The sequence below is a fragment of the Aequoribacter sp. genome (assembly GCF_965659035.1).
Lineage (GTDB): Bacteria > Pseudomonadota > Gammaproteobacteria > Pseudomonadales > Halieaceae > Aequoribacter.
The window spans coordinates 1-20,221 of record NZ_CBFHWH010000008.1; the positions used below are offsets into that span (position 1 = coordinate 1).

Consider the following 20,221-nt stretch of genomic DNA (forward strand, 5'->3'; position numbering starts at 1 on the left):
GGACGTCGGCTCTGCCAGCTAGCACTGGGTCAGCGGCGGCCAATTGGGTTAAGCCCGCCAGAGTGCCATAAACGCCTTGCGATATTGAGCCAATCTGCTTCGTCAAAGTGCCCGAAATACCAGAGGCAGAATGAATGGTCTCGTACACGTCGTTGTATCCAGGCAAGCAGCCTAAGATACCCGAGGGGTCTTTCTTACACGCTGATTTTTGAGATCGCGCACGGGCGTCCTCCTCGTCAAAGTGTTGAACCGTCAAATTCACTTCAGTCGTATCGGTTGGAGTCCAGTTAACGCTTAAACGTCCACCCCACATATCGCGGTCATCGATATCGTTGCCAGTGAATTGGTTATTAATAAAGCCGTCACGCTGCATCTGCATACCTGCAAAGCGCACCGCCAAGTTGTCGGTGATGGGCATATTGAAGTACCCACGCATTTGCGTCGCGTTATAGTTACCCGCTGTGAGTTCGATGTTACCGCTCATTTCAGTGGGATCGGCCTTGTTGGTGATGACGTTGATCGCGCCACCCGTCGTGTTGCGACCATACAGAGTGCCCTGAGGGCCACGCAATACTTCCACCCGCTCTGCGTCGTAGTACTGACCTTCGAAGACTCGGCTCGACCACAAGTACGCGCCATTCATATGGATACCCACACCGGCATCACCCGCAGGACCAATAGCGCCGGACCCGACGCCGCGAATGCGCACGTCAGAGCTCGTAAAGTTCCCCTTGGTCATGGTTAAACTCGGCACGTTAAACTGCAGATTCATGGTGTCGTTGATGAGCTGAGCGTCGAGATCACCCTGGGAAAAAGCGGATACCGCGATGGGGGTGTCCTGAATGCTCGTTGCGCGTTTTTCCGCGGTAACGATAACTTCTTCTAGCATGGCTTGGCTGAATGCCAACTGCGAGGTGGCTGCCAAAGCCGCAATACTTGTAGCAATAACGGTTTTTTTCACGATGTGACTCCTTCGTTATAATTATGTGAGGCAAGTCAACATTAACCAGCTTTTTGTCCGCTGACAACACCAAATCTTTGCGAAGGGGCAATTTTTTACATTTTCATTGCAACTGCGTTAATCAACTCTGAGCAATCGAACTCGATCACCGATTTGAAACAAACCGTGCGGCTCCCGCTCAAGGTCAAAAATCGAGGGCTTAGTGACACCCAGACGCCACCAGCCGGTCAGTGTTTGGTTAGGCAAGAATCCCGCCTGCTGACCACCAATCGCGAAGGTACCGGGCACTGCAGTGGCTAAGTTTTGACGACGAGAGAGGTGCAGCTGCTCTGACAAACCCGCCAAGTAGGGCATCCCCGGCAAAAAGCCAATCATGGCAACTGTAAACTCCGTGGCTAAGAGCTTTGCAATGGTGGCATCGATCGACAGTCCTATCTGCTGCGAGTAAGACTGCAGGTCGAAGGCGTCATCGTCTAAGTGCGCAAATCGCACAGGCATTTCTATGAGTCGACCGGGGGCTAGTTGTCCCTCCTGAGTCGACGAAGATATCAACATTCGCCACTCCTCGCCCCCCCAAAGCAGCGCATCGACTCTAGGACGAATAGCAAGATCTGTGTAGGTTGGGATGCACTCGCAGACGAAATCCAGGGCCTGCATACTGACGTACGCCTGTCGCACGCGCTCGGTCGTCTCATCACAAATAGCATTACCAAAGCGCAGCAAAACCCAATCTTCGCCCAAACGTTTAAACTCAAGCTTTAGGTCAGCCACAAAGCCACCTGCGCACCGCCCAACTCAGACTCCGTAATCTCCACTCGCCCACCATAGCTCGACACAATATCGACGGTTAGAGCCAAACCCAACCCTTGCCCTGGTTGGCGACGGTCCGCTCGCTCGCCCCGTTCCAATAACAAGGACCGCAAATCAGGAGAAATACCGTCGCCGTCGTCACTGATAAGGATCACCTTGTTAACACCCTCAGTCGTCATACTTACGACCACTCGGGAGCGACAGTACTTACAGGCGTTGTCCATGACATTGCCCAGCAGTTCCAACAAGTCACGCTCATCCATACGAACTGCGACATCGCCCACCTGCACATCAATACTTAAATCTCTATCACTGTAGACTCTTAGCAGAGTCGCACGCAAGCGCTCCACCACTGCGACTAATGCCGTCTTAGACAGGACATTCCGAGCGCCACCGACTGCACGCTGAAGCTGCCACTGCACCATTTCATCCATACGACTGACTTGCTCGTGCAGCTCCGAGGCAAGCGTTTGGTCTTGTGTTTGCAAACTCTTTAATACCGCGAGAGGGGTTTTTAAAGAATGCGCCAAATCACCCAACGTTTTACGAATACGATCGCGACGATCTTGCTCGCCTCGCAACAAAATATTCAAATTGTCACTCAGTGGTCCAAGTTCTGTCGGCCACTCGCCACTAAGCTCGGCACGAACACCCTGCTCAATCTCCTGCACCTGCTTTCCGAGTTGCTTCAGTGGCCGAGTACTCCACAGAATAACCATCGATTGGACGCCGAGAACAACGATGAAGAGTACGCCAGCAATAACCCTTCCCTGTTCGCGCATTTGTTGTAACCCTGCAATAAGGTCTTGAGTAGATTCGGCTACAAAAAATCGCGTTTGACGCGTTGCACCGGATGGGGTATCCCAAAGCACTCGGTAATGAGCGACATGCAGGGCTACATCGGGATTAATGGCAAAACTGAACTCACCAGGCTCTCGATCTAATTGTTTCACATTGCCAAGCATTGATGCCGACAATGGGCTGGGTGTCGACACAGACATCCACGCCGTTTCGCCAGCTTTGTCTAGCGCCCAAGCCATCAAGCCGGATCCCTGCTCCTCATAACGCGCATCCAATAAATTTATCGGCATCGATAACGTCGAACCAAACTCTGCCTGCGCCAACAAGTTGTAAAGATGAAGTTTCAAACGTTCAGCCTGCTCGGCGTAGGCTCGATGCTCGGCTTGACGCTCAAATAGGTAGACTCCGCCAAGCAAAATCAGTATCAACAGGGCTGAACTGCTCGCCAGCGCTCGCGCTAACATCGATTTCGGCCATCTCATTGGCCTTTGCTCTCAAGCGCAAAACGGTAGCCCGATCCACGAACTGTTTCGATAACCACGTCAGGCATTGCCGACGCGAATTTTTTGCGTAACCTACCAACCAAGACCTCTAGTACATTACTTTCGCGGTCTTCATCTGCATCGTACAAATGCTCAGCCAAGTCAGCTTTTGACCGAACCGCACCCGGCGACTGGGCCAGTAGGGCGAGAAGATTAAACTCGAACGAGGTGAGCGAGAGTTCTTGCTTACCGACCCACACCCGCCTGGCATCGAAATTGATCGTGACCCCACCCACAAAATCCGAACGTTCCGTGGCGCGACCTCGCACTCGCCGCAATGCTACTTTGATGCGAGCCACAACCTCTTCTACTCGGAAAGGCTTGGTCACGTAGTCGTCGGCGCCCGCTTCCAGCCCGGACACTTTATCCTGCCAATCGGCTCGAGCAGTCAAAATAATTATCGGCAGATCTAGCCCTTGGTCGCGCCAGCGGCGTACCAATGCTAGCCCCTCACCGTCTGGCAAACCCAAGTCTAAGAGGATAAGGTCGCATGGATAATTGTCGACACTGTACTGCGCCTCTGTAGCGCTACCAGCCTCCACACAGGCGAAACTTGATTGATGCAAAGACTTAACTAAACCCTCGCGTAAACGCGGCTCGTCTTCTACGACTAAGACCCGCACAAGTCAAAGCTCAACAAAAACAGTTTTAAGGCGACCTTCAGGCAGCAGCAATCGAACCTTGTAACCGCCTTCAACCGCGGCAACCCCCAACGCTTTGCCACCGTGCTGTTCGACAGCTTTCGCAACAGCGGCCTTTTCTTTATTGGCGATTTTAGGAGCAATCAAACTGCGCTGAGGAGTCGGCACCAAGACTCTCGCACCCGATGGAACGGAGCTTTGCTCTGCTTGGTAACGAGACCACGCGAGGCATTGGGGCGCAACGGTCGTGAGCAGAAAGGAGGCAAACAGAACACCCACAAGGCAACGACTGGCTGACATTACTTACCTCCTGATCAAACTCGCAATAACAGTTCTAGTGCAAAGGTGTCACGGATACCTCAATCGGCATTGTAGCACCAGGATGCGAGTCTGTGATGGTTTCGTACACGCTACCGTTGTACTCGTAGCGAACTCGATAACCCGTGACTTGCTGATATTCACGAATTCGATAATCCGTATCACACACCTCTCGGGTTCGATATTTTGGGCTCGAATGATGATTTGAGCTACGATATATATCGCGACCAATGGAACCACCCAATAGCGCACTCGCGCCAATAATGAGCGATTTACGCTTACTATTACGCCCAAGCTCGCTACCAATTGCGCCACCAATCAAACCACCGGTTAGCACCGGTGTCATGCTATCTGACCAGCTAGAACTTGGGACTACGACACGCTGCACGTGGCAACTCTCAAAGGGAATGCGCTCCTCTACCCGCTCTACGATCTTAGTGACGTCGGTAATAGGTGCCTCAATAATCTGAGACCCAGCGACTGCGATATTTGCGCAAACCGATACCATTGCGGCGGACGCCATCCAACGTGAGTACCGCAACATACGAGAATTAATTGGGTTGTTTAGGTTCATAGTCACGCCCTCCTGTGGCTGTGTAGTCTCAGATTATCGTGACCAAGCTGAACGGGCGCTGAACGTGAAATATTTGTGACCGAGTCGCCAAAAGACTTAACATGTTGACCTAATCTGGGTTTAATCTCGACTCTCTACTTTCAAAGGCCGTCTCCATGAGAATTGTACTCTTTTTATTGTTGCTGACCCCCTCCCTAGCACTCGCTTGGGGGCAAAATGGTCACCGCATAACCGGCGCCATCGCAAGCTCCTTACTGAGTAGCGAGGCGCAAGCAAAAATTGAAGATATTATCGGTAATGAATCCCTCGCTGAAGCATCAACATGGCCAGACTTTATGCGTTCTAGCAACGACCCGTTCTGGCGTAAATCCTCCCCACTGCATTACGTTACCGTCCCGCCCCACAAGCACTACCACGAAGTCGGAGCGCCGCCCCAGGGTGATGCCATGACAGGCTTACAGCAATTCACTGCCCAACTGCAGTCGAAGACTGCGTCTCGCGAGGAGAAAGCCACAGCGCTTCGATTTGTGGTTCACATTATTGGCGACTTACATCAACCACTGCACGCGGGAAACGGCACCGACCGAGGCGGTAACGACTTTAAAGTAAGCTATTTTAGTGAGCCCTCAAACCTGCACAGAGTTTGGGACACGCAAATGATCGAATCACAAAATTTATCGTATACCGAATACACGCAATTTCTCAGCCGAAAAATCGACAATACGCTCATTCAAGAATATACGACGACCAATCCGGAAATATGGATAGACGAAAGCACTGCAATCCGAGACACCATTTACCCTGAAAACGATAAGCTTTACTACGAATATCCCTACCAACACATCGGCACTGTGAACGAACGGCTGATACAGGCGGGTATACGAATTGCTGCGTACCTTAATCAGGTATTACGCGAGCAAGATGTTAACTAACCATGACCAAGGCGATAACAAGTGCGCTGAGCAATGTGGATATTACGTTTAAACCAATAAAGCATTTGTATCTGCGCATAGAACGCGACAGCGGCCGAGTAAAAATCTCGGCGCCCAAAGGCACCAAAATGCGCGCCATCGAAACTTTTTTACGGGAAAAGTCGCATTGGATTTTACAAAAACAGCGTGCGGCGCGAAAACGACGAGCAAGTAACCAGCCCCCACCCGGCAGCATCAAGCTATGGGGCGAGCAAGTGCGGCTGCAAATAGAGCGAGGAAAAAAGCGCGCAGTCACGCAAGATCCACCCGACGTTCTCCGCATCACGCTCTTACCTGGGGATGACGAAATACGACAAGAGCAAGTGCTCGACCAATACTATCGAGATGAACTCTCACAAAAAATCAAACAACTAGCCCCTCACTGGGAACACAAATTAAAGGTCTCAGCCAACGAATACCGCGTAAAAAAAATGCGTACACGGTGGGGGAGCTGCAATATTCCCAAGCAACGTATCTGGCTGAACCTTTGGCTTGCAGAGAAACCCATCGAACAGCTCGAATTGGTTTTGGTTCATGAGCTTGTACACCTCATCGAGCCGGGCCACGGCGGCCGTTTTCAAGCCCTAATGACCCAACATATGCCAGACTGGAGAGATCGAGACAAAGCTCTAAACTTGAGGTAACAGCGCCTCCACCACGTGACGCTTCAATTTTGGGCACTCACGAATAAGCATGGCACAATACCCAGACTTTTCTGATAATAACAAGGATCTACCGAATGAATCACGATGCGTTTTATATCGACTGGGTAGAGACCCAAGCTCGAATGCAGCCTAACAAGACGGCGTTTATCGAGTATCACTCGCGGCGAAAATTTACGTGGTTGAAGTTTCACGAACGCGTATCGCAACTGGCGGCAGCACTGAACCAACGCGGTATCGAGCGCGGTGACCGCGTAGCGTATTTAGGGTTAAACAGTACAGATACCATCGAAATACTGTGCGCCACGCAGCGCATTGGCGCCGTGTACGTACCTTTGAACTTTCGTTTAACGCCCGACGAGCTGAGTTATATTATCGGCGACGCTGAACCCAAACTGTTGATCTGCGACCATGCCTTTGCACCCGTCGCTTTGGCAGTGCAAGAGCAGCTACCTTGGTTGGCTACAATTACCACGCAGTGTGACGGTACTGCTTCTGGGTACGAGTCACTGTTTTCTGACAAGCGCTTGAATCAAACGGTGGGCCTTGATGGCGACACCTACGCAATGATCATGTATTCATCGGGCACAACAGGCCGCCCAAAAGGGGTGATTTACACTCACAGAATGATGCAAGCCGGCGCCTTGAATATTCAGCAAACCAGCCACATCGATGCACATTCGACCTTCTACAACGTCATGCCGCTGTTCCACATCGGTGGCATGCAATCAGTATTGCTGTGTTTGTACACGGGCCGCCCCATGGTGCTTGCACGGGCGTTTGAACCTGGAGAGATGCTCGCTTGTATCAACGACGACGCATTAGCAATAACGCACCTCGGTGCCGTGCCTGCTATCTGGAACGCGCTGGCAGCTCACCCTGACTGCGATGCAACCAACTTTACGCGCATCGCATCGGCCTCTACCGGAGCTGAATCAGTGCCACCTGCTCTACTAGATACTTGGATGCAAAAAGGCATTGTCCTACGCGAAGTGTATGGTCTTACCGAAACGTCGGGGATTATTTGCATTACCCGTGCGGAAGATCTACCCGAAAAACTCGGCTACACCAGCCCACCCTTAAAATATTGTGACTTTAAGGTGATGCGCTCAGAACAGAAAGAAGCTGACAGCGGAGAGCTTGGCGAGATTTGGATGCGCGGAGCAATGGTCACTCCCGGCTATTGGCGGCGAGATGATGCCACCGAAGACGCCTTTTACGATGGTTGGTTTCGATCCGGTGATATCGGTCGCTTGGACCCGGATGGTTGTCTAGCGATCGAAGACCGAATAAAAGATATGTACATTTCTGGCGGAGAGAACGTCTATCCCGCTGAGGTGGAAGCTGCTTTGTATGAGCTAGCCTGCATTGCAGAAGTTGCGGTTATTGGTGTACCTGATGACCGCTGGGGCGAAGTGGGCTGCGCTGTTGTTGTTCTTAAAGCGGGCGAGTCTTTAACGCTGGACACTTTACAAGAGCACTGTGCTCCGCGCCTAGCCAAGTACAAATGGCCCAAGCAACTTAAGTTTTTGGACGCATTGCCACGCAACAGTACCGGCAAGGTGCAGAAGTTTATCTTGCGTCAGGAACACCGGCGGTAAGGGCAGTCTTTCCGATATGCTGCTTTGGACCACACATTAAAGTCCCCATTTACGGCGAAATTTTGACAATTACCGATTGAGAGTACTCGCTCACTGCGGATGGGCTGGTATGATCAGTCGAGCGATTTGAGTGCCATCCCTCGTTAACGGTGCAGAGCCGATTTGTCGAACTGGACGTTCTCACGGCCAAGACACTGAAATTAAAAAAGCCCCGACCTTACGGACGGGGAACGCAACATTCTAGATCAACGGGTAAACTGGCACGATGGTTTCCAACGCGGTTGCCTCCCGCGTTAGAACCCCTTCGGGGCGCCGTCGCTGCGCTCCCGCGACCAAATCACTCCTGAGTCGTGATTTGTCGAACTGGACGTTCTCACGGCCAAGACACTGAAATTAAAAAAGCCCCGACCTTACGGACGGGGCTTTTTTAATTTTGGCGCGCCTGGCACGATTCGAACGTGCGACCGCCTGATTCGTAGTCAGGTACTCTATCCAGCTGAGCTACAGGCGCGTGGGATGCGAATACTATGGATGGAGGGGGTAAAAGTCAAGGCGGAAAATGCGATGTTTTAAAATTTGTTGCAAAAACTGACCTAACACGGATAACAGCGCTTGACTTACCCAAACATCAAATTTCAGGCAGTTCGCCCTCGGCTAAAGCTTGTACTATCCGGCAATAACAGGGTGCCTATCAGACGTCCGAATTAATGCTCTGAAATGTCACAAAGCTGAGTTAAAATGTGAATTATTGGCGCGCTATACACTTTGCATTTAAGGCATTTTTTGCCCACACTTCGCATCTTTTTATTGGGATTGAACAGGATCAACCGCCGATGACGCTTCCCGCCGAAACAATGGACACGCTCGCGCCGCAAGATGAGCAAATCTGGGACTTCAACGACAGCGCCAATTTGTACGGCGTTCGCGATTGGGGCGCAGATTATTTTGACATCAACTCGGCCGGCGAAGCCATTATTCGCGTTCCAAACGGCTCTAGCACGATCGAAGTACCCATTATTGAAGTCGTGGAGGCCATGCGTTTACGCGGCCTCGAAATGCCCGCGGTTTTGCGCGTCGAAAACCTGTTAGACCATCGCATCAGTGCCATTAACGAGGCCTTCGCCAACGCCATTGCTAATGCGGGCTATAACAACGAATATCGCGGCGTTTTCCCAATCAAAGTCAATCAGCAATGCCACGTAGTAGAGGAAATCGCCGACTACGGCGCGCGTTACCACCATGGTTTAGAAGCCGGCAGTAAAGCCGAGCTTATTATTGCGCTAACCCAACTAAAAGACCGTCACTCGTTAATTATCTGTAATGGCTACAAAGATCAGGAGTTCATCGAGCTCGGACTGTATGCACGCAAAATGGGTATCAACTGTTTCTTTGTGCTCGAAACTCTGGGCGAGCTGGATATTATCATCGAACGCAGCGAAGCTTTGGGTATCGAACCGGCAATTGGGGCGCGCATACGGTTATCTTCTATGGTCGAAGGTCACTGGAACGAAGATAGTGGCGACCGTTCAATTTTTGGTTTATCCACCGATTCATTGCTCTGCGTTGTCGACAAACTTCGCGCGCACAATATGTTGCACTGCATGCAGATGCTGCACTGCCATTTAGGCTCGCAAATTCCCAATATTCGGAACATTCGCTCGGGTGTACTTGAAGCCTGTCGATATTACACGGGCCTAGTGGCAGAAGGCGCCGCCATGGGCTATATCGACTTAGGCGGTGGCCTCGCCGTGGACTACGAGGGTCGCCGCACCAACGAAACCCACAGTATGAACTACGGCCTCAACGAGTATTGCGCCAACATCATCGAAACGCTCCAAGAGAGTTTGGATTCAGAAGATGTGCCCCACCCCGTGGTCATCACCGAATCTGGCCGCGCACTGGTGGCGTATTCGTCTATGTTGTTGTTCAACATACTCGATGTACGTGACCACAAGCCCGGGAAGTTGCCCGAGACAATTCCTGACGAAGGCCACGACCTCATTCACAACCTGCGAGCGGTACTAGACGCGGTGGAACTCAAGAATCTGCAAGAATGTTACAACGACGCGCTTTATTACCGCGACGAGGTGCGCGAGCAATTTCACCGAGGACAAGCTTCGCTTCGAGAGCGCGCAACAGCAGAAAACTTAGGGTTGGCGGTTTTTGAAAAGATCTCAACTCTGTTACCCGCAGCGAAACGGGTCTCAGCCGAACTCGATGATTTGCCTGCGCTGCTCGCGGATATCTACTACGGGAACTTCAGCTTGTTTCAGTCTTTGCCTGATATCTGGGCCATTGACCAAATTTTCCCGGTCATGCCCATTCATCGCTTAAACGAAGAGCCAACACGACAAGCCGTGCTTGCCGATATTACCTGCGACTGCGACGGTAAGATCGATCACTTCTGCTACGAAGGGGATATTCACCGAACCCTGCCCCTGCATCCTTTAAATGACGAGGGAGAATATTACTTAGGGGTATTTTTGGTCGGCGCCTACCAAGAAACTCTTGGAGATTTGCACAATTTGTTTGGCGACACTAATGTCGTCAGTGTCCACGTGAATGAAGATGGCAGCTTCGATTTTCGTCGCGAATTCCACGGCGACAGCATCGCTGACGTTTTATCCTACGTAGAATACGAACCCAAAAATATGCTGGAACAGTTCCGTCGTAATGCCGAACAAGCGGTACGAGATGGCCGTATCAGCGTCGCCATGCGTCAAGAAATGCTGCAGGCATTTCGTGCTAGCCTCTACGGCTATACTTTCTTTGAACGATAAGGAGAACTCACTATGTCAAAAGTACTTATCATTGGCGCTGGCGGTGTCGGCGCGGTCGTTGTTCACAAATGTGCGTCTCTACCTGAAACGTTCTCAGAGATTACCCTCGCCTCTCGCACCAAATCCAAGTGCGACGCGATTGCGGCCCAACTTTCACGCCCCATAAAAACGGCTGCTGTCGATGCAGACAACGTCGCCGAACTCGTTGCTCTGATCGAAGCAGAAAAACCCGCCCTGGTCATTAACGTGGCGCTGCCTTATCAAGACTTGACCATCATGGATGCCTGTTTAGCCACAGGGGTCAACTACCTCGATACGGCCAACTACGAGCCACTGGACACAGCGAAGTTCGAATACAGCTGGCAGTGGGCATACCAAGACCGTTTTAAAGAAGCGGGCCTAATGGCGTTGCTGGGAAGCGGCTTCGACCCAGGCGCCACCAACGTGTTTACGGCATACATCGCCAAACATTACTTCGACGAGATTCACGAGCTCGATATTATTGACGTGAATGGCGGGGACCACGGCTATCCTTTCGCCACCAACTTCAATCCCGAAATTAATATCCGCGAGGTCACTGCAGAATGCCGACATTACGAGAATGGCGATTTTGTCACCACGCCTGCAATGTCTCGCAAAGCCTCTTTTACCTGCCCCGAAGGTGTCGGCACATACAACATCTACCGTATGTACCACGAGGAGCTGGAGTCGCTGGTCATTAACTTTCCGTCACTCAAGCGCGCTCAGTTTTGGATGAGCTTTGGCGAAAGCTACTTAAAGCACTTGGAAGTATTAGGCAACGTGGGGATGACCGGGATCGAGCCCGTTGAGTTCCAGGGTCAAGAAATCGTGCCCATTCAATTTCTGAAAGCGCTCTTGCCAGACCCAAGCACTCTTGGCCCTCGCACCAAAGGCAAAACCTGCATTGGCTGTGTGGTAAAAGGTATCAAAGACGGCAAAGAAAAAATCGTTTACTGCTATAACATCAAAGACCACCAAGACTGCTACCACGAGGTACAGTCGCAGGCCATCTCTTATACCACCGGCGTACCCGCCATGATCGGCGCCAAACTGATGCTAGAGGGTACATGGCAAGGTCAAGGTGTCTTCAATATCGAACAAATGGATCCAGATCCCTTTATGGAAGGTCTAAACGCCTACGGCCTGCCTTGGACGGTGATTGAGCTGGACAGCTTTGAGTTGAGCGACTAATGAACCCGATGCTCACCGACTTCGGCCGACTCGATTTATACCAGCTGCCATCGCCTTGCTGGGTGGTAGACGAAGTCGCTGTGCAGCACAATTTAGATATCTTGCACGAAGTGGGCTCGAAAAGCGGTGCAAAAGTGTTAGCCGCTCTCAAAGCATTTTCGATGTTCGAGCTAGCGCCGCTGTACAAGAATCGCGTGTGGGGTACGTGCTCGAGTGGGTTACACGAAGCTCTGCTTGCTAAAGAATTTTACCCGGGCGAAGTCCACGTGTTTTCTGCGGCTTATTCACAAGCCGATTTAGAGCAAATACTAGAGATTGCCGATCACGTGGTGTTTAACTCGGTGCAACAGTGGCGCCGCTTCAAACCTTTATGCCAGGCCGCACAAGCCCGGCGCACACACTTAAGCATTGGTCTCCGTGTAAACCCAGAGCATTCCGAAGGCGATGTACCACTGTACGATCCCTGCGCTCCCGGCTCCCGCTTAGGGATACCGCGCAGCCAGCTGCAGATCGAGGATTTTGAGGGTATTTCAGGATTACACTTTCATACCTTGTGCGAACACCCTTTTGAACCTTTGGCGCGCACGGTGGCTGCGCTCGAGAAACGCTTTGGCGACATTTTGTCTGGCCTTAGCTGGGTGAACTTTGGTGGAGGACACCACATCACGGCAGAGGGGTATGACCGCGACGGACTCATCGCCTTAATTCAAAGTTTCAGCGCCAAATACCAGGTGCAAGTGTATTTAGAACCCGGTGAAGCGGTGGCCATTGGCACGGGCGTGTTAGTCAGCGAGGTGTTGGACGTAACCTACACCGACCGTCCTCAAGCTATACTTGACACCTCTGCTACTTGCCACATGCCCGACACCCTAGAAATGCCCTATCGCGCCCTAATTAGCGGTTCAGGCAAAGCCAACGAGTTGGACTACACGTACCGCCTCGGCGGATTAACGTGCTTAGCAGGCGACGTCATGGGTGACTACAGCTTTGCCGCGCCGCTAGACGTCGGACAGCGCTTAATTTTTGAAGATATGTCGCACTACACCATGGTAAAAACCAGCACCTTTAACGGCACCAAATTGCCCGCAATAGCGGTGTGGAATTCAGACACAAACGCGGTGCGCATCGTAAAAAGTTTTGAATATCATGATTTTCGCGACCGTTTGTCTTGAGTTTGAGCACCGCAGACCAAAAGATATCGCTACAAGTTGAAAACTTATCTTAGGGCTTGCTGCAGTGCCGACACTAAAGAGTTAGCCTGAGCGTCAGAATACGCCTCGCGTGCACCTTGCCCCCAAACAGGACCGGGCCATGCAACATCCGTCTCAAAACGCGCGATGATATGCAAATGAAATTGCCTCACCATATTCCCCAAGTTCGCAACGTTAAGCTTATGAGCACCTGTCAACTCTTGTAACACGGCCATCACTCGCAGTTGTTCTTGCAGTAAAGCTTGTTGATCATCGCTACTAAAATCTAGCCACTCCGCGCAGTTCGACCGGCGAGGAACGAGAATGACCCAGGGGAAGCGCGCATCGTTCATCAGTAACACACGACTAAGCGACAGATCAGTCACCGAGTGAGTATCGGCATCTAAACGAGCATCAAGTGCAAACTCTGTCATTGGCAGGCTTTCAACTCAGAGCCGAAACCGCAATGTCGCGAATTTTAGAGACCATGGCCCGTAACCCATTGCCTCGCGTTGGCGACAAATGCGTGATCAGTTCTAAACGATTGAAATACCCGTCGACATCAAACTCTAGCGCCGCCTTAGGAGTTAAACCCTGGTAGGCCGCTAGCACAACCGCCAGTAAGCCTTTTACAATGAAGGCATCGCTATCGACGCTTAGGTTTAAGGTACCTGATCCCACGTCGGCATCGATCCAGACCTGGCTTTGACAACCTCGAACTAAGTGCTCGTCGTCGCGCTTGCTTGAGTCAAACTCTGGCAAGGTCTTACCCAAATCGATGATGTATCGATACTTGTCTTCCCAAGCATCAAAAAAACTGAGGTCATCTTCGATCGCTTGTGCACGTTCTGTAATCGACATACTCAACCTTAATAAAACATTCCCGTCGCTAACTGAGCTTCTTCTGACATCATCTCTCGGCTCCAGGGTGGACTGAAGACCAAGTTTACTTCCACCGTTTTCACGTTGGGTACGCAGGCTACTCGAGCTCGCACATCGCCCACCAACACATCGCCCATGCCACACCCCGGCGCCGTTAGCGTCATAGTAATGGCTACAGAGCCTTGTGCTTGATCGATCACGACATCGTAAACCAAACCTAGGTTAACCAAATCTACCGGTACCTCTGGGTCAAAAACCGTTCCCAATGCCTCCCACACATAGGCGTCCACGATAGAACCATCCTGCGGATCTTCAAATTTAAGATCCAAAGGTTCTAACCCTAAGGCATCGGCGTCGGTACCATCGATTCGGACCATATTGCCAGCGTGAACAATGGTGTAGTTGCCACCCAAGGCTTGCGTCAGCGTCACAAAACTGTGCGCCGGCACGGTCACCGGAGTGCCGACAGGTACCAATCGACCCAGCACTTCACGCTGAGTGGTTAACAAGGTTCTTTCTTGGCTGCTCACGAGTATGAAACGCCTTCTTCAACGCTAAAGCTCTCGCCACAACCGCAGGCAGCCGTGACATTTGGGTTTTTGAATTTTAGCACTCGGTTCAAACCTTCGAATACAAAATCGAGCTGGGTGCCACGAATAATCGACAGGCTTTCTGGATCAACCCAAAAAGTCAGTGCATCCTCTTGAAGGGTGATATCCTCTGTCTGTCCGACATCAACTTCATCGAGCACGTACATAAACCCGGTGCAACCACTCTCTTTTACCGACAAACGAATGCCTTTTTTACCCGACAAGGCAAGCTGTTTGAGTAAGTGGCGAACCGCAGCGGGGGTAATAGATATTGGCGCCGCATTCACATCAAAAACTTCTACACTCATACCGACTCCTAAACTAACAGCCGACAGGCTTTATCCAATGCCTGTACAAAAGCATCAACATCATTTTTGGTGTTATAAAAACTTAGCGAGGCTCTGGCGGTACCGGGAGCATTTAAGTACTGCATCAGAGGCTGGGTGCAGTGGTGCCCGGTTCGAATGGCCACGCCCTGTTGGTCTAACAGCATGCCAATATCGCTAGGGTGTGTGCCCGGTACCAAAAAGCTGAAGATACCCACAGACCGCTGAGGACTTCCGACACGTTGAACATGAGTCATCTCCGCGACGGCGTCAAGCAAATAGTTCATCAGCGACTCTTCATGCGCGACCGCGTTCTCGATACCCACGCCCTCAAGATACTCGATAGCCGCGGCCAAACCGATGGCGCCAGCAATGTTGGGGGTTCCTGCTTCAAATTTGAAAGGCACTTGGTTGTACGTTGTACCGTCAAAGCTCACGGTTTCGATCATCTCGCCACCCCCTTGGTAGGGCGGCATGGCGTCTAACAAGTCTTTTTTTCCCCACAACACGCCAATGCCAGTCGGACCGTAGAGCTTGTGCCCCGAAAACACGTAAAAATCTGCCCCGAGCGCTTGGACGTCAACCGCACTGTGCGCTACCCCCTGAGCTCCGTCGATCAAGACTGCGGCTCCCGCCGCTTTTGCTCTGGCGATGATATCGGCAACAGGGTTGATTGTACCCAGGGCATTTGAGACCTGATTCACTGCAACAATCTTCACCGAGTGCTGTGCGAGCAGGGCATCGAACGCCTCTAAATCAATGTCGCAGGTTTGCGTCAAAGGTATTGGGATGACTTTGGCGCCTCTTGCTTGCGCTACCATCTGCCAAGGTACGATGTTGGCATGGTGCTCGGACACCGGTACTAAAACCACATCCCCCTCGTTCAGTACCATTCGACCGAAGGTTTGAGCGACTAGGTTAATACTTTCTGTAGTACCTCGGGTCCAAATGACCTCTTCCACTTGCTCGGCATTGATAAATCTCGCAACACTGGATCTAGCCGCCTCAAACGCGCGTGTCGCTCGATCGGCTACTGCATGCGCGCCACGATGCACGTTGGAATTATCCATCTGATAATAGTGCTCTAAAGCTTGAATAACTGCGCGCGGCTTTTGCGTCGTTGCGGCATTATCCAAGTAAACTAGCGGCTGGCCGTTAACCTCTTGCGCCAGCAAAGGAAAATCAGCGCGCGCCAAGTCTACGTTAAAATGCTTATTCATTATCATCACCTGCGACTAAGGTCAGACAGCGCTGTTTGGCTTGGTCGCTCAACCACTCGCGCAAAGGTTCATAGGCAATGCGGTCAAACAAAGACACCACGAACCCAATACCAATCAGCTGCGCTGCGACTGACTCTGTAATGCCGCGCGTACGGCAATAATGAATGGCTTCGTCATTGATTTGTGCCACGGTCGCGCCATGGGCACACTGCACGTCGTTGGCATAAATTTCGAGTTCAGGCTTGGTATTGACTTGCGCCTGATCGGAGGTCAGCAAATTCTTATTCGACAATTGCGCAACCGTTTTTTGGGCGTCGGGGTGTATGTGAATACGGCCATTAAAAACCGCGTTGGCCTTGTCACCGATAATACCTCTGAACGTTTCCTCACTCGTGCAATGGGCTGCCGCGTGCTCCAAGGTCGTGTGAAAATCGACCACTTCGCGCCCTGCCGGCAAGTAAATACCATTCAACTCAGCGTGAGCACCCGTCTCCGCAAATACTAGACCCCACTCATTACGACAGAGTTTTGCGCCAGCAGCATAAGCAAAGGCATTTAGGGTAGAGTCGCGGCTTAACTTAGCGAATACCCCGCCAAAAAATGTATGACTACTGTCGTGCGTGTTGGCTCGGCAATAATCTAGGTTGGCCCCGGCAGCTAAAAACAGCTCGGTGACGCTGTGCTGTTGAGAATTTGCCAACGAGCCTGCACCAAAATGTTCGATAATACTCGCGCGACTATTGGAACCTGCAGTGACGAGCACGCGTACCGACAACCAGGCGCTGTCTTGTTGCCAAATCAGCTGTAGCGGCGCACTAATATCTGCATTATCTGCGATGTCAATCCAGAGGCCCAAGCCCAGAGTCGCATCACTCAAGGTGCTAATAATGCCACTGCGATCTTTCGCAGCGGACCCCATTAAATCCAGCATGCGAGCAGCACCTGACTCATCTAGGTCGGAAAACTCTCGAACCTCGACACCCGGCGGCAGCTCACCCGAGGGGGATCCATTGACGTGAATACCCTCACGTGTCACCACAATTCGACAAGCGCCGAGATCAGGTGCCGCTGCTGAGTCTAAATGACCGTTGTGCGCCTCAAGTTCGGGGGGCACCAGACCTGTTAAAGGCGCGTACTTCCAATGCTCGCTCTTGCGATTCGGAATCGGCGTTGCAGCTAGCGCCATTGCAGCTACATCGATTTTTGGGCGCAACCAACCAGGCGCATCGGCTCGCGCCGCGGCAATTGCAGACTCAAACACCGGTCCAATCATGCCGCACCGTCCAACCAAGCATAGCCTTTGCTCTCGAGCTCTACGGCTAATTCTTTGCCACCCGAGCGAACGATTCTGCCACCGGCCAGCACATGCACAAAATCAGGCTCGATGTAATCCAGTAGCCGCTGGTAGTGTGTTACAACAATGAACGATCGATCGGCTGAACGCATCGCATTCACACCCGCCGCGACAACTTGCAACGCGTCGATATCCAGGCCGCTATCCGTTTCGTCTAGAATACAAAGCTTGGGCTCAAGCAGCATCATTTGCATGAGCTCGTTGCGCTTTTTCTCGCCCCCGGAAAAACCTTCGTTAACCCCACGCTTCAGAAAATCCACGCTCAAGTTAACCGCTTTACAGGCCTCTCGAGCACGCTTCATAAAACTGACGCTGTCCAAGGCTTCTAGGCTGTTCGCCTCTCGCACCGCATCTACACCGGCCTTTAAAAATTCCATGTTGCTCACACCGGGAATTTCTACTGGATACTGGAAAGCCAAAAACAGGCCAGCTTGAGCACGCTCCTCAGTTTCCATTGCCAATAAATCTCGACCATCAAAGTCCACCGACCCGGACACGGCCTCGTAACCTGGGCGGCCCGACAACACATGACCCAGTGTACTTTTCCCCGCGCCATTGGGGCCCATGATGGCATGTACTTCGCCGGGGCCGACGTCTAGAGACAAGCCTTGCAGGATGTCTTTGTCTTCAACGGATGCTCGCAATTCTTTAATAGATAACATAATTTCCTCAAATCACCTCGATGACTACGGCTTCTACCCTAGCCCACCGAACCTTCTAAACTGACTTCTAATAATTTGCCTGCTTCCATTGCAAACTCCATGGGCAGCTCTTTAAAGACTTCTTTACAGAAACCGTTCACGATCATAGACACCGCTTTTTCGGGGTCTATGCCGCGCTGCTGGCAGAGGTACAGCTGATCGTCACTGACCTTGGATGTTGTTGCCTCGTGCTCGATTACCGCGCTAGGCTGTTTGCTTTCGATGTAGGGGAAGGTATGAGCCGCACAGCGATCACCAATTAATAGCGAGTCACACTGCGTGTAGTTCCGCGCACCCACGGCCCTAGGACTCATGCGCACCAAACCTCGATAGGCGTTCGAGCTTTGTCCAGCGGAAATGCCTTTCGAAATAATCGTTGACTTGGTATTACGCCCCAAGTGGATCATCTTAGTACCCGTATCCGCTTGCTGATGATTGTGAGTCAAAGCGACTGAGTAAAACTCACCCACGCTGTCGTCACCCTTCAGGACGCAGGAAGGATATTTCCAAGTGACAGCCGAACCTGTTTCAACCTGCGTCCATGATATCTTCGCGCGATTGTGAGCAACACCGCGTTTGGTCACAAAATTGTAGATACCACCTCTACCCTCAGCATCGCCGGGATACCAGTTTTGAACAGTCGAGTACTTTATCTCCGCATCATCTAAAGCCACCAACTCAACTACCGCAGCGTGCAATTGATTTTCATCGCGCATCGGAGCCGTGCAACCCTCTAGGTAACTTACGTGACTACCCTCTGCAGCAACGATGAGCGTTCTCTCAAACTGCCCCGTATTACTTTCGTTGATACGAAAGTAAGTTGACAGCTCCATCGGGCAACGCACGCCCTTGGGGATGTAAACAAAGGAACCGTCGCTATAAACTGCGCTATTGAGTGCGGCGTAGTAGTTGTCGGTCTTAGGAACAACCGACCCCAGATACTGTCGCACCAAATCTGGGTATTCCCGAGCCGCTTCTGATATCGAGCAAAAAATGACGCCCGCTTCGGCCAAATTCTCGCGAAAGGTGGTTGCTACCGAAACAGAATCAAAAACAGCATCGACTGCCACCCCGGCCAACATAGCCTGTTCGTGCAGAGGAATTCCCAACTTCTCGTAGGTCGCGAGTAGTTCAGGATCGACTTCGTCCAAACTCTTGGGCTTGTCCGCCATTGATTTTGGCATCGAGAAATACGATATAGAATTGTGATCAATCGGCGGATACTGCACTTGCGCCCATTCAGGTGGTGTCATTTCAAGCCAGCGCCGGTAAGCATCAAGGCGCCATTCCAGCAGCCACTCGGGCTCTTCTTTGCGCGCCGAAATCGTGCGTATTACCGATTCATCAAGGCCAGGCGGCAAAGTATCTGATTCAATATTCGTGGTAAAACCGGGCGTATATTCTCGCTCGATTACTTCATTAATGTGCTCGTTCGCCATGCTAACCTCTGATGATTGGCGCCTAGTCGTGCAACAAACTGGTCACACGTTCAATGGTTGTCTGAACTCTTTGATCTTGAATGGACGCGATTTCACGAACCTCTTCGCGGACCACCAAATCGGCCAAACTTATATTACGCAGAAAATCGCGTATCTGATCGCTTAAACCGGACCAAAGATGGTGCGTCAAACAGGTCGCGCCTTTTTGACAAGATCCCTTTCCTCGGCAACGCGTGGCATCGGTGTCTTCGTTGACCGCCTCGATAACATCAGCAACGCTGATCACTTCGAGCGATTTGCCTAGGTAATACCCACCGCCAGGACCTCGAACGCTCTTTACAAGGCCATGTTTACGCAGCTGAGCAAACAGCTGCTCTAAATACGAAAGAGAAATATCTTGCCTGGCTGATATACCCGCCAGTGGTATGGGACCGTGCTCGCGGTGCAAAGCCAGATCAAGCATAGACGTCACGGCGTAACGTCCTTTGGTAGTCAAACGCATGCTGGGTAACCCGTTTAAGCTCTTTCCCGAGTATTTTACTCAGGTTTTATCCAAAGAACAATTCACGCCAAGGTAAAACCGCAAAAACCGGTCGAGATCTTCGTCAAAAGACTGAGCCAATCACTAGCACCACTGCGTAAAGTT

At 51.5% G+C, this 20,221-nt stretch carries 21 protein-coding genes and 1 tRNA gene; 6 read left to right on the forward strand and 16 right to left on the reverse strand.

What is annotated here, in order from left to right:
• From ACTF5Z_RS02505 to ACTF5Z_RS02530, 6 genes are all read right to left on the reverse strand, one after another.
• Nucleotides 1-961 (reverse strand): TonB-dependent receptor (locus tag ACTF5Z_RS02505; RefSeq protein ID WP_438984382.1); only part of this gene is annotated, 961 nt, incomplete at its 3' end.
• A 117-nt stretch (nt 962-1,078) separates the two neighbouring features.
• The gene (locus tag ACTF5Z_RS02510; protein WP_438984383.1) at nt 1,079-1,732 is read right to left on the reverse strand and encodes a 5-oxoprolinase subunit B family protein; all 654 of its coding nucleotides are present in this window, start codon (nt 1,730-1,732) and stop codon (nt 1,079-1,081) included.
• Nucleotides 1,720-3,054 (reverse strand): ATP-binding protein, encoded by a 1,335-nt coding sequence (locus tag ACTF5Z_RS02515; protein WP_438984384.1) that lies wholly within the window; start codon nt 3,052-3,054, stop codon nt 1,720-1,722. Before ACTF5Z_RS02515 ends, ACTF5Z_RS02510 begins: the two co-directional genes overlap by 13 nt.
• Nucleotides 3,051-3,737, reverse strand: coding sequence for a response regulator transcription factor (locus tag ACTF5Z_RS02520; protein WP_438984385.1), 687 nt, complete (start codon nt 3,735-3,737; stop codon nt 3,051-3,053). Before ACTF5Z_RS02520 ends, ACTF5Z_RS02515 begins: the two co-directional genes overlap by 4 nt.
• Nucleotides 3,738-3,740: 3 nt before the next feature.
• Entirely contained in the window at nt 3,741-4,055 is a 315-nt protein-coding gene (locus ACTF5Z_RS02525) for a hypothetical protein (protein ID WP_438984386.1), read from the reverse strand.
• A 34-nt stretch (nt 4,056-4,089) separates the two neighbouring features.
• Entirely contained in the window at nt 4,090-4,647 is a 558-nt protein-coding gene (locus tag ACTF5Z_RS02530; protein WP_438984387.1) for a glycine zipper 2TM domain-containing protein, read from the reverse strand.
• 155 nt (nt 4,648-4,802) lie between these two features.
• On the opposite strand from ACTF5Z_RS02530, the gene ACTF5Z_RS02535 reads away from it, so the two are divergent.
• The 3 genes from ACTF5Z_RS02535 (at nt 4,803) to ACTF5Z_RS02545 (ending at nt 7,881) form a co-directional block, all read left to right on the forward strand.
• The gene (locus tag ACTF5Z_RS02535; protein ID WP_009576247.1) at nt 4,803-5,579 is read left to right on the forward strand and encodes a S1/P1 nuclease; all 777 of its coding nucleotides are present in this window, start codon (nt 4,803-4,805) and stop codon (nt 5,577-5,579) included.
• Nucleotides 5,580-5,581: 2 nt separating this feature from the next.
• Nucleotides 5,582-6,262: a M48 family metallopeptidase gene (locus tag ACTF5Z_RS02540; RefSeq protein WP_438984388.1), complete on the forward strand. Its 681-nt coding sequence runs from the start codon at nt 5,582-5,584 to the stop codon at nt 6,260-6,262.
• Nucleotides 6,263-6,357: 95 nt separating this feature from the next.
• Nucleotides 6,358-7,881, forward strand: a complete 1,524-nt coding sequence (locus ACTF5Z_RS02545) for a class I adenylate-forming enzyme family protein (RefSeq protein ID WP_438984389.1) — start codon at nt 6,358-6,360, stop codon at nt 7,879-7,881.
• A gap of 434 nt (nt 7,882-8,315) precedes the next feature.
• Here ACTF5Z_RS02545 and ACTF5Z_RS02550 read toward each other — a convergent pair.
• Nucleotides 8,316-8,392 (reverse strand) — tRNA-Arg (locus ACTF5Z_RS02550).
• A 322-nt stretch (nt 8,393-8,714) separates the two neighbouring features.
• Between ACTF5Z_RS02550 and speA the strand changes: the two genes are divergently transcribed.
• The 3 genes from speA to nspC are packed head-to-tail and all read left to right on the forward strand — an operon-like array spanning nt 8,715 to nt 13,045.
• Nucleotides 8,715-10,661: a biosynthetic arginine decarboxylase gene (speA, locus tag ACTF5Z_RS02555; protein WP_438984390.1), complete on the forward strand. Its 1,947-nt coding sequence runs from the start codon at nt 8,715-8,717 to the stop codon at nt 10,659-10,661.
• Between the two features lie 12 nt (nt 10,662-10,673).
• The gene (locus tag ACTF5Z_RS02560) at nt 10,674-11,873 is read left to right on the forward strand and encodes a saccharopine dehydrogenase family protein (protein WP_438984391.1); all 1,200 of its coding nucleotides are present in this window, start codon (nt 10,674-10,676) and stop codon (nt 11,871-11,873) included.
• 8 nt (nt 11,874-11,881) lie between these two features.
• On the forward strand, nt 11,882-13,045 hold the full coding sequence (nspC, locus tag ACTF5Z_RS02565) for a carboxynorspermidine decarboxylase (protein ID WP_438984422.1): 1,164 nt from the start codon (nt 11,882-11,884) through the stop codon (nt 13,043-13,045).
• A gap of 44 nt (nt 13,046-13,089) precedes the next feature.
• Here nspC and ACTF5Z_RS02570 read toward each other — a convergent pair whose 3' ends face one another.
• The 9 genes from ACTF5Z_RS02570 to iscR are packed head-to-tail and all read right to left on the reverse strand — an operon-like array spanning nt 13,090 to nt 20,077.
• On the reverse strand, nt 13,090-13,497 hold the full coding sequence (locus ACTF5Z_RS02570; RefSeq protein WP_438984392.1) for an HIT domain-containing protein: 408 nt from the start codon (nt 13,495-13,497) through the stop codon (nt 13,090-13,092).
• Nucleotides 13,498-13,507: 10 nt separating this feature from the next.
• Nucleotides 13,508-13,924 carry a SufE family protein gene (locus ACTF5Z_RS02575; RefSeq protein ID WP_438984393.1) on the reverse strand — a complete coding sequence of 139 codons (417 nt, stop codon included), beginning with the start codon at nt 13,922-13,924 and terminating at the stop codon, nt 13,508-13,510.
• An 8-nt stretch (nt 13,925-13,932) separates the two neighbouring features.
• Nucleotides 13,933-14,475: a putative Fe-S cluster assembly protein SufT gene (sufT, locus tag ACTF5Z_RS02580; RefSeq protein WP_438984394.1), complete on the reverse strand. Its 543-nt coding sequence runs from the start codon at nt 14,473-14,475 to the stop codon at nt 13,933-13,935.
• On the reverse strand, nt 14,472-14,843 hold the full coding sequence (locus ACTF5Z_RS02585) for a HesB/IscA family protein (RefSeq protein WP_438984395.1): 372 nt from the start codon (nt 14,841-14,843) through the stop codon (nt 14,472-14,474). Before ACTF5Z_RS02585 ends, sufT begins: the two co-directional genes overlap by 4 nt.
• An 8-nt stretch (nt 14,844-14,851) precedes the next feature.
• The gene (locus ACTF5Z_RS02590; protein ID WP_438984396.1) at nt 14,852-16,081 is read right to left on the reverse strand and encodes an aminotransferase class V-fold PLP-dependent enzyme; all 1,230 of its coding nucleotides are present in this window, start codon (nt 16,079-16,081) and stop codon (nt 14,852-14,854) included.
• The gene (gene sufD, locus ACTF5Z_RS02595; protein ID WP_438984397.1) at nt 16,074-17,354 is read right to left on the reverse strand and encodes a Fe-S cluster assembly protein SufD; all 1,281 of its coding nucleotides are present in this window, start codon (nt 17,352-17,354) and stop codon (nt 16,074-16,076) included. The genes ACTF5Z_RS02590 and sufD overlap by 8 nt, the downstream gene beginning before the upstream one ends.
• A complete protein-coding gene (gene sufC, locus ACTF5Z_RS02600) occupies nt 17,351-18,100 on the reverse strand; it encodes a Fe-S cluster assembly ATPase SufC (protein ID WP_438984423.1) in 750 nt (249 codons plus the stop codon). The genes sufD and sufC overlap by 4 nt, the downstream gene beginning before the upstream one ends.
• 35 nt (nt 18,101-18,135) lie before the next feature.
• The gene (sufB, locus tag ACTF5Z_RS02605; protein WP_438984398.1) at nt 18,136-19,575 is read right to left on the reverse strand and encodes a Fe-S cluster assembly protein SufB; all 1,440 of its coding nucleotides are present in this window, start codon (nt 19,573-19,575) and stop codon (nt 18,136-18,138) included.
• Between the two features lie 22 nt (nt 19,576-19,597).
• Nucleotides 19,598-20,077, reverse strand: a complete 480-nt coding sequence (gene iscR, locus ACTF5Z_RS02610) for a Fe-S cluster assembly transcriptional regulator IscR (protein WP_438984399.1) — start codon at nt 20,075-20,077, stop codon at nt 19,598-19,600.
• Nucleotides 20,078-20,221: the final 144 nt, after the last annotated feature.

Coding starts and splice junctions, on each gene's coding strand:
- ACTF5Z_RS02515 (WP_438984384.1), bottom strand. CDS start 3,054: ATGAGATGGCCGAAATCGATGTTAGCGCGAGCGCTGGCGAGCAGTTCA.
- ACTF5Z_RS02525 (WP_438984386.1), bottom strand. CDS start 4,055: ATGTCAGCCAGTCGTTGCCTTGTGGGTGTTCTGTTTGCCTCCTTTCTG.
- ACTF5Z_RS02530 (WP_438984387.1), bottom strand. CDS start 4,647: ATGAACCTAAACAACCCAATTAATTCTCGTATGTTGCGGTACTCACGT.
- ACTF5Z_RS02535 (WP_009576247.1), top strand. CDS start 4,803: ATGAGAATTGTACTCTTTTTATTGTTGCTGACCCCCTCCCTAGCACTC.
- ACTF5Z_RS02540 (WP_438984388.1), top strand. CDS start 5,582: ATGACCAAGGCGATAACAAGTGCGCTGAGCAATGTGGATATTACGTTT.
- ACTF5Z_RS02545 (WP_438984389.1), top strand. CDS start 6,358: ATGAATCACGATGCGTTTTATATCGACTGGGTAGAGACCCAAGCTCGA.
- speA (WP_438984390.1), top strand. CDS start 8,715: ATGACGCTTCCCGCCGAAACAATGGACACGCTCGCGCCGCAAGATGAG.
- ACTF5Z_RS02560 (WP_438984391.1), top strand. CDS start 10,674: ATGTCAAAAGTACTTATCATTGGCGCTGGCGGTGTCGGCGCGGTCGTT.
- nspC (WP_438984422.1), top strand. CDS start 11,882: ATGCTCACCGACTTCGGCCGACTCGATTTATACCAGCTGCCATCGCCT.
- ACTF5Z_RS02570 (WP_438984392.1), bottom strand. CDS start 13,497: ATGACAGAGTTTGCACTTGATGCTCGTTTAGATGCCGATACTCACTCG.
- ACTF5Z_RS02575 (WP_438984393.1), bottom strand. CDS start 13,924: ATGTCGATTACAGAACGTGCACAAGCGATCGAAGATGACCTCAGTTTT.
- ACTF5Z_RS02585 (WP_438984395.1), bottom strand. CDS start 14,843: ATGAGTGTAGAAGTTTTTGATGTGAATGCGGCGCCAATATCTATTACC.
- ACTF5Z_RS02590 (WP_438984396.1), bottom strand. CDS start 16,081: ATGAATAAGCATTTTAACGTAGACTTGGCGCGCGCTGATTTTCCTTTG.
- sufD (WP_438984397.1), bottom strand. CDS start 17,354: ATGATTGGACCGGTGTTTGAGTCTGCAATTGCCGCGGCGCGAGCCGAT.
- sufB (WP_438984398.1), bottom strand. CDS start 19,575: ATGGCGAACGAGCACATTAATGAAGTAATCGAGCGAGAATATACGCCC.
- iscR (WP_438984399.1), bottom strand. CDS start 20,077: ATGCGTTTGACTACCAAAGGACGTTACGCCGTGACGTCTATGCTTGAT.